The 8,688-nt window shown below is 74.6% G+C and carries 7 protein-coding genes; 4 read left to right on the top strand and 3 right to left on the bottom strand.

The genetic code is table 11. From position 1 onward, the window contains the following. The coding region (locus AR3_RS27780) for a PP2C family protein-serine/threonine phosphatase (RefSeq protein ID WP_157406808.1) at nt 1–1,457 on the top strand (1,457 nt) is incomplete at its 5' end. 90 nt (nt 1,458–1,547) lie between these two features. Continuing rightward, nucleotides 1,548–2,159, top strand: coding sequence for a DUF6328 family protein (locus AR3_RS27775; protein WP_146150364.1), 612 nt, complete (start codon nt 1,548–1,550; stop codon nt 2,157–2,159). 37 nt (nt 2,160–2,196) lie between these two features. Here AR3_RS27775 and proS read toward each other — a convergent pair whose 3' ends face one another. After that, nucleotides 2,197–3,645 (bottom strand): proline--tRNA ligase, encoded by a 1,449-nt coding sequence (gene proS, locus AR3_RS27770; protein WP_227023347.1) that lies wholly within the window; start codon nt 3,643–3,645, stop codon nt 2,197–2,199. A gap of 105 nt (nt 3,646–3,750) precedes the next feature. Between proS and AR3_RS27765 the strand changes: the two genes are divergently transcribed. Both AR3_RS27765 and AR3_RS27760 read left to right on the top strand, forming a co-directional pair. Beyond that, complete coding sequence (locus AR3_RS27765; RefSeq protein ID WP_067918423.1) at nt 3,751–5,448, top strand: proline--tRNA ligase; 1,698 nt, start codon at nt 3,751–3,753, stop codon at nt 5,446–5,448. Between the two features lie 95 nt (nt 5,449–5,543). Continuing rightward, nucleotides 5,544–7,187 (top strand): ABC-F family ATP-binding cassette domain-containing protein, encoded by a 1,644-nt coding sequence (locus AR3_RS27760; RefSeq protein ID WP_067918421.1) that lies wholly within the window; start codon nt 5,544–5,546, stop codon nt 7,185–7,187. Nucleotides 7,188–7,199: 12 nt separating this feature from the next. On the opposite strand, the gene AR3_RS27755 is transcribed toward AR3_RS27760, so the two are convergent. Both AR3_RS27755 and AR3_RS27750 read right to left on the bottom strand, forming a co-directional pair. Further along, nucleotides 7,200–7,736 (bottom strand): YceI family protein, encoded by a 537-nt coding sequence (locus AR3_RS27755; protein ID WP_067918419.1) that lies wholly within the window; start codon nt 7,734–7,736, stop codon nt 7,200–7,202. 38 nt (nt 7,737–7,774) lie between these two features. Next, nucleotides 7,775–8,688 (bottom strand): VanW family protein (locus AR3_RS27750; protein ID WP_169803909.1); only part of this gene is annotated, 914 nt, incomplete at its 5' end.

Raw genomic sequence — 8,688 nt, 5'->3', positions numbered from 1 at the left:
CCCGGCGCGCCTCCCGAGCGGCGTCCGCGCCCCCGACGCCGTCCGGGCCGCGGGCGGCGCGCGCCGCCTTGGCGCGCGGCGAGCCCGTGCCCCCGCCGGCGCGCGACGAGCCCGTGCCCGCGCCGCGGCGCGATGACGAGGCCGTGGCGACGCTCGTGCACCGGATGGACGTGCTGGCCGACGCCGGCGAGCTGCTGCTGCAGGAGCCGGTCTTCAACGAGACGGTCGCGGTGCGGCGCTGCGCCCGCCTGTTGGCCGCCGAGCTGGCCGACTGGGTGATCATCGATCTGGTGCCCGACGCGCCCGGGCGGCCCGGCGCGGGCGCCGAGGAGGCCGACCGCGCCGAGGGCGTCGAGCTGCGCCGCCAGGTGGTGCTGGGGCCGCGGGACGACGCGTCCGTCGAGGCGGCCCGCCGGATCGAGGAGCTGTCTCCCGGCCCCGACACCCTCCCCCGCACCGTCTTCGCCAGTCGGCACGGCGCCCTGCGCCCGCACGTGGACGACCTGGAGCTGCTGGGCGCGTGCGAGGACGGCCGGCCGGTCTGCCTCGCGATCGGCGCCGCGTCGGTGCTGTGCGTGCCGGTGGACGACGGCGAGCGCTGCCTGGGCACGATCACCCTGGCGGTCGGCGGCGAGCACGGCCCGTTCGACCTGCTCGACCTGGCGGTGGTGCAGCGGCTCGGCCGCCACGTCGGCCTGGTGATCCGCGCCGCCCGGCTGTACCGGCGTCGCGCCCAGGTCGCCGACTCGCTGCAGTCCAGCCTGCTGCCCAAGGAGCTGCCCGCGATCCCGGGGCTGGCGCTGGCCGGACGCTACCTGGGCGCCACCGGCGGCGTGGAGGTCGGCGGCGACTTCTACGACGTGTTCCCGACGCCGGACGGCTGGGGGCTGGTCCTCGGCGACGTGTGCGGCAAGGGCGAGGACGCCGCGGCGGTGACCGCCACCGCCCGGCACGGCGTCCGGCTGCTGTCGCGCCGCAAGGCCGGTCCGACCGAGGTGCTGGCCGAGGTGAACGAGGTGCTGCTGGGCGAGGACCGCTTCGTCACCGCGGTCATGGGCGTGCTCGTGCAGGGCAGCGAACGGGTCACGGTGTCGCTCGCCACGGCGGGCCATCCGCCCGCGATCGTGGTCCGGGCCGACGGGGTGATCCGCACGACCTCGGGCGGGGGCGTGCCGCTCGGCCTGTTCGCCGTCTTCGACGCCGGGTGCGACACCGTGCACCTCGGCGTCGGCGACACCCTGTTCCTGCACTCCGACGGCGTGCTGGACGCGTGCGACGCGACGCGGCGGCAGTTCGGCGCGGACCGGCTGACGGACGTGCTGGCCGCGCACGCCGCCGCCCCCTTGGAGGACATGCTCGGCGCCGTGGAGCACGAGCTGCTGGAGTTCTGCGACGGCGACCTGCGCGACGACGTGTCCATGCTCGCCGTCCGCGTGCCGCCGCCGCCGCTCGGCTGACGCCCCCGGCCCCCATGTCGCACATGCCCGGCATCGCCTATGACATGGCTTGAGAGTTAAATGACCGGGTAATTGCGTTGCATGGGACGCATGCCGTCCGCACCGGGCGACGAGAAGCCGCGCAACGAGACCGAGCACGAGCGCCTCGATCGACAGCTGATGGAGCTGCTGCAGGGGTTCCGCGTGGCCGTCACCGGCGTCCAGGTGCTCTTCGCGTTCCTGCTCACCGTGCCGTTCGCGGTCGGGTTCCGCGACGTCGACGACGGCGGGCGCGCGCTGTACTACGTGGCGCTGCTCGGGGCGGCGCTGGCGTCGATCTGCTTCATCGCCCCGGTCACCCAGCACCGGATCCTGTTCCGGCTGGGGCAGAAGTCGCTGCTCATCCGGCGGGCCAACCGGTTCGGCATCTGCGGGGCGGTGGCCCTGGCGGTGTCGATCACCGCGGCCACCGCGCTGATCATGGAGACGCTGCTGTCGGACGCCGCGGCCGCCGTCGGCGGCGCGGTGATCGCCGCGCTGTGCGCGTGGGCGTGGTTCGTGCAGCCGCTGCTGTCGCGCCGCGCCGTGCTCGCCGCCCGCAACGGTTCCGGCGGCGGCTCCCGCGACGGCGGCCTCGGCGCGGCCGAGCCTCCGGCACGGGCCCCGGCCGAGGGTTCCGGCGCCGCCTCGCGCGCGACGGCGCCGGAACGCGACGATCCGTGAAGCCCGGTCGGCGGCTCAGGACGCGCTCACCGCCGGCTCAGTACGCCTTGCCGAACAGGATGCGCTTGCCGTACGCCGACGGACGCCCGCACTTGACGCACACGCCGGTCTCCTCGGGCGCCTGCTGGGGGATGACCCGGGGAGTGGCGGCGGTGTCGGCCTTGATCTCGTCTTCGCACTCGCCGCGCCCGCAGTGGAACGCGTTGGCCCAGCCGCCGGCGACCTGGGCGGTGAAGTCGTCCCAGGAGTCCACGTCGGCGGTGTGCTCGTCGCGGAACGCCTCGGCGCGGGCCAGCAGGAACGCCTGGAAGTCGGCGAGCACGCCGGGCAGCAGCTCGGGCACCTTCTCCAGGGGGATCTGCTCCTTGCCCTGCCCCTCCACGGTCGGCAGGCGGCGCACGACGGTGGCGACGCCGTTCTCCAGGTCGCGCATGCCCAGCTCGATGCGGACCGGGACGCCGCGCATCTCCCACTCGTTGAACTTGTACCCGGGGGACAGCTGCGGGCGGTTGTCGTCCACGTGGACGCGGATGCCCATCGCCTTGATCGCCGCGCCCAGGCGGCGGGCCTCGGCGGCGGCGCGCTCGCCCTGCTCCTTGCGGCCGATCGGGACGATCACCACCTGGTAGGGGGCCAGCCGCGGCGGCAGCACCAGGCCCTTGTCGTCGCCGTGCGTCATGATCACGCCGCCGATCATGCGGGTGCTCATGCCCCAGGACGTGGTGTGGGCGAGCTGGAGCCGCCCCTCCTCGTCCTGGTACTGGATCTCGAACGCCTTGGCGAAGTTGGTGCCCAGGTAGTGGGACGTGCCGGCCTGCAGGGCGCGGCCGTCGCGCATCATGGCCTCGATCGTGAAGGTGCGCACGGCGCCGGCGAAGCGCTCGCCGGGGGTCTTCTCCCCCGCCACCACCGGCATGGCGGCCAGCTCGCGGGCCACGGCCGCGTAGGTCTCCAGCGCCCACATCGTCTCGCGCATCGCGTCTTCCTCGTCGATGTGGGCGGTGTGGCCCTCCTGCCACAGGAACTCGGTGGTGCGCAGGAACATCCGGGGCCGCATCTCCCAGCGGACCACGTTGGCCCACTGGTTGAGCAGAAGCGGAAGGTCGCGGTGCGACTCGATCCACTTCGCCATGTACTCGCCGATGACCGTCTCGGAGGTGGGCCGCACCACCAGCGGCTCCTCCAGCTCCTTGCCGCCCGCGATGGTCACCACGGCCAGCTCGGGCGAGAAGCCCTCGACGTGCTCGGCCTCCCGCTTGAGGTAGGACTCCGGGATGAACACCGGGAAGACGGCGTTGTCGTGCCCGGCCTCCTTGATCCGCCGGTCCAGGTCCGCCTGGAGCAGCTCCCAGACCCGGTACCCGTACGGTCGGATGACCATCGTCCCCCGCACCGGACCACGGTCGACGAGCTGCGCCTTGACGACCAGCTCGTTGTACCAGGCGGAGAAATCTTCGCTCTGCGGCGTCACACCTTCACGACTCACGCTGACGAGGGTACTAAGTGTCGCCGCCCGCCAAGCACACATTCCGCCCGCACGTCAAGCGCACCTTCCCGCCGGCGCCCGGCCGCTGCGGTAGCCTGGCGCGCCATGCGCTGGTCCAGGCTGCATGTTCCGACGCTTCGCGACGACCCGGCGGAGGCCGAGTCCGCCGGCCACCGGCTGCTGCTGCGCGCCGGGCACATCCGGCCGCTGCACGCCGGGCACTACAGCCTGCTGCCGCTGGCGGTCCGCGTCCGCGCCAAGATCATCCGGATCGTCCGGGAGGAGCTGGCGCGGATCGGCGGCCAGGAGGTGCTGCTCCCGGCCCTGCACCCGGCCGAGGTGTGGCGGCGTTCGGGCCGGTGGGACCGGCTGGGCCCGGAGCTGTTCCGGCTGCGGGACCGGCGGGACGCCGAGCTGGCGCTCGGCGCGTCCCACGAGGAGGCCGCCGCGGCGGTCGCGCGGGAGCTCGGCTCCTACAAGCAGCTGCCGCAGCGGTGGTACCAGGTCCGGACCGCGTTCCGCGACGAGCCGCGCCCCAAGGGCGGCCTGCTGCGCGTCCGCGAGTTCACCCTGGCGGACGCCTACAGCTTCGACCTCGACCAGGCGGGTCTGGAGGAGTCGGTCGCGGCCTTCCGCGACGCCTGCGCCCGGATCTTCGAGCGCCTCGGCGTCCCGGTGATCCCCGTGGCGGCGTCCGCGGGGACCGCGGGCGGTCCGGACGCGACCGGGTTCGTGTGCCTCACCGACGCGGGCGAGAACGTGATCGTCCGCTCGCCGGGCTGCGGTTACGCGGCCGACGCGGACGCCGCCGCCTCCCGCGTGCCGGAGGTCGAGGACGGCCCGGGGCTGCCCGCCCCCGAGCCCTTCGACACGCCGGGCGTCCGCACGATCGAGGATCTGGCCCGCGACCACGGCGCCCCGGCGGACCGGCAGATCAAGACGCTCGTGTACGCCGTCGACGACCGGCTCACGCTGGTGCTGCTGCGCGGCGACCACGCGCTGAACGAGCGCAAGCTCCTCGACGCGACCGGCGCGGCGACGCTGCGCCCCGCCGAACCGGAGGAGATCCGGGCCGCGCTCGGCGCGCTGCCGGGCAGCCTCGGCGCGGTCGGCGTCACCGACCTGCGCGTGATCGCCGACGAGGCGCTGCGCGGCCGCCGGGCGATGTTCACCGGCGCGAATGTCGACGACGTCCACCTGCGCGGCGTGGACGTCGAACGCGACATCGCCGTCGGGTCCTGGGCCGATCTGCGGCAGGTCGCCGCCGGTGAGCCGTGCCCCCGGTGCGGCGAGCCGCTGCTCGCGGAGCGGGCCGTCGAGGTCGGCCGCGCCGCCCGGCTCGGCGACCGCTACGCCCGCGCCCTCGGCGCCGAGGTGCTGGACCGGGACGGCAAGCGCGTCCCGCTGCTCATGGGCGGCTGCGGCATCGGGATCGAGCGGGCGATGGCGGCCGCCGTCGAGGTCCACCACGACGAGCGCGGCATCGTCTGGCCGCCGTCGATCGCCCCGTTCCACGCGGTGGTGGTGGTCGCGCAGGCGGGCGACGCCGACGTCGCCGAGGCGGGCGAGGAGATCTACCGGGCGCTGCTGGACGCGGGCGTCGACGCGGTCATCGACGACCGGCCCGACCGCGCCGGCGTGAAGTTCCGCGACGCGGAGCTGACCGGCATCCCGTTCCGGATCACGGTCGGGCGGCGCGGCCTGGCCGAGGGGACCGTGGAGCTGACGCACCGGGCCGGCGGCGCCACCGAGAAGCTCCCCCGCTCCGACGCCGCCGCCCGCGTCGCCGCCCTCCTGACCTGAGGGTTGACGACGCGCCACGAAAACTTGTTGCCCCGGGAGGCGACGGCTTTCCAGACTCGGAGCGTCCGCATGCCGATGCCGCCGAAGGGGGACGCGTGGGGCACGTCGAGGTGGGACATCTCAGCCATACCCTCCCCGACGGGCGGGTCCTGCTCGATGACGTGTCGTTCCGTGTCGGCGACGGGACGGTCGCCGCGCTGGTCGGCCCGAACGGGGCGGGCAAGACCACGCTGCTGCGCCTGATCGCCGGGGATCTCGCGCCGCAGCAGGGGACGATCTCGCGCAGCGGCGGCGTCGGCGTGATGCGGCAGTTCATCGGCGGCATCCGGGACGCCTCGTCCGTCCACGATCTGCTGCTGTCCACCGCTCCGGCCGCCGTGCGGGAGGCGGCGGCCGAGCTGGAGGCCGCCGAGCGGGCCATGATGGAGCGCGACGACGAGCCCGCCCAGATGCGCTACGCCGAGGCGCTCGCGGGCTGGGGCGACGCGGGCGGCTACGACATCGAGGTGGTGTGGGACGCCTGCTGCGTGGCGGCGCTCGGCGTCCCCTACGAGTCGTGCCGGTGGCGGGAGGTGCGGACGCTGTCGGGCGGCGAGCAGAAGCGCCTGGTGCTGGAGGCGCTGCTGCGCGGCCCCGACGAGGTGCTGCTGCTGGACGAGCCCGACAACTACCTCGACGTCCCCGGCAAGCAGTGGCTGGAGGGGCGGCTGCGGGAGACGCCCAAGACGGTGCTGCTGGTGTCCCACGACCGGGAGCTGCTCAACCAGGCCGCCGACCGCATCGTCACCGTCGAGGCGCGCAAGGTGTGGGTGCACGGCGGCGGCTTCTCGACGTACGCCCAGGCCCGCCGGGACCGCAACGCGCGCCTGGAGGAGCTGCGGCGCCGCTGGGACGAGGAGCACGCCAAGCTCAAGGAGCTGGTCAACTCGCTCAAGCAGAAGGCCGCCTTCAACGACAACCTGTCGTCCCGCTACCAGGCGGCGCGCACGCGGCTGCGCAAGTTCGAGGAGGCGGGGCCGCCGGAGATCCCGCCGCGGGACCAGAACCTCAAGATGCGGCTGCGCGGCGGCCGCACCGGCAGACGCGCGGTGATCTGCGAGAAGCTGGAGCTGACCGGGCTGATGCGGCCGTTCGACGCCGAGTTCTGGTACGGCGAGCGGGTCGCGGTGCTGGGCTCCAACGGCTCGGGCAAGTCGCATTTCCTGCGGCTGCTGGCGGCGGTGGCCGAGCAGCGGCCGCGCGGCGCGGCGCCCGTGGAGCCGGTGGCGCACACGGGCACGGCGCGGCTGGGGGCGCGGGTGGTGCCGGGGCTGTTCGCGCAGACGCACGCCCGGCCCGACCTGGCGGGACGCACGCCCCGCGAGATCGTCATGATCGAGCACGCGCTGCTGCGCAACGACGCGATGGCGGCGCTGGCGCGCTACGAGCTGCAGGTGTGCGCCGAGCAGCCGTTCGAGACGCTGTCGGGCGGGCAGCAGGCCCGGCTGCAGATCCTGCTGCTGGAGCTGGGCGGGGCGACGCTGCTGCTGCTCGACGAGCCGACCGACAACCTCGACCTGGCCAGCGCCGAGGCGCTGCAGGAGGGCCTGGAGTCGTACGAGGGCACGGTCGTGGCGGTCACGCACGACCGCTGGTTCGCCAGGTCGTTCGACCGGTTCCTGGTGTTCGGGGCGGACGGCTCGGCGTACGAGTCGCCCGAGCCGGTCTGGGACGAGCGGCGGGTGTCGCGCGCCCGCTGAGCAGGCGGTCGATCAGACGGCGACGTCGAAGGACACCCGAACGTCGTCGGCGAGTTTGAGGGCGCCGAAGAACGCCGAGTACGGCTTGATGCCCCAGCGGGTCTGCGTGACGGTGGCCTCGCCCTTGACGCGGTCGCCGTCCGCCCGCGCCGTGACGGTGAGCGGCTCGGTGCGTCCGGCGATGGTCAGCTCGCCCTCGACGGTGAACCGCTCGGGCGTCCCGGTGACGCCGGTGGAGCGGAAGGTGATTTCAGGGTGCTCGGCGGCGCGCAGGATCTGCCGCAGGTTCCCGGCGATCTGCTCGCGGTCGGCGTCGGACAGCGGCAGCACCCCGCCGGTCCCCTCGCGCACCAGCAGCCCGGAGACGTCCACGGCGACCTCGACCGACGACTCCTCGGCGGACCCGCCGACGACGGCGGTGCCGCGCCAACGCGTGGCCTCGATCGTCAGGTCGTGGCCGGCGCGGCGGCCCAGCCCGCTGCGGCTCGTCATGATCAACAGCCGCCCGTCGTCCGGTCCGAACTCGTGCGTTCCCTCACGCAGTGCCATGCCCCCTCCTGACACGTCCCACGATACGCCGTCCGCGATCACCGGTCGGCGCCGGCGCGGCGGTCGCCGGAGAGGCCGACGCACCGGACCCGCGCCTGCGGCTGGTAGGTGGTGTGGAACCGTTCCCGGCGCACGGTGCGGCCGTCGCGTCGCAGGACCCGCCACACGTCGACCTCGAAGCCGCGGGCGCCGCGCGTGGGCAGGCATCGGGGGCCGCGGTCGGTGACGGTCCGGTAGGGCGTGAACCCGTACCGGCGCGAGGTCTTGGCGCGCACGTCGTAGCGGCGCACGCCCCACAGGCTGACGGTCAGGGACGAGTCGGTGGCGAAGGCGCGGATCGTCACCGGGTGCCCGGAGTCGTTCTCCCAGGTGAAGTCCAGCTCGGGGTAGGAGACGGCGGCCTCGCGGCCGACCGGGTACTCCGGCATCCACAGGGTGTGGGAGCGGGTGTCGCGGATGCGCATCCCGGCCTCGAACACCGCGTTGAACAGCGTCGAGGAGACCTGGCAGATGCCGCCGCCCACGTCGTCGGCGATCATCCGGTCGCCGCGGATCGACGGGGCGGGGACGTAGCCGCGCGCGCGGGTGCGCGGGCCGATCACCTTGTTGAACGAGAACGTCCGCCCGGGCCGCACCACCGTGCCGTCCAGGATCCGCGCCGCGATCTGGATGTTGCGCACCCGCGGCTCGCCCGGGGTGAACCGCGTCGTGTACGAGCTGATCAGCCTCGGCGCGCCGGTCCGCCGGGGCGCGGGCGCCGGGTCGGGCGCGGGCGCGCGGTCGGCGACGGGCGCCTGGTCGAGGGCGGTCCCCCGCTCCGCGGCGGACGCCCGGTCCCCGGCCCGCGTGCCGATGTCGGCCGCCAGGTAGGCGCCGAGCACGGCCGCGACCGCGCCCAGGGCCACCGCGACGAACGGCCAGCCGCGCCGCGCGCACGCCGCCAGGCTGGGCC

It is taken from the genome of Actinomadura rubrobrunea NBRC 15275, from assembly GCF_001552235.1.
Classification (GTDB): Bacteria; Actinomycetota; Actinomycetes; order Streptosporangiales; family Streptosporangiaceae; genus Spirillospora; species Spirillospora viridilutea.
This window is presented reverse-complemented; position numbering and strand designations above follow the sequence as displayed.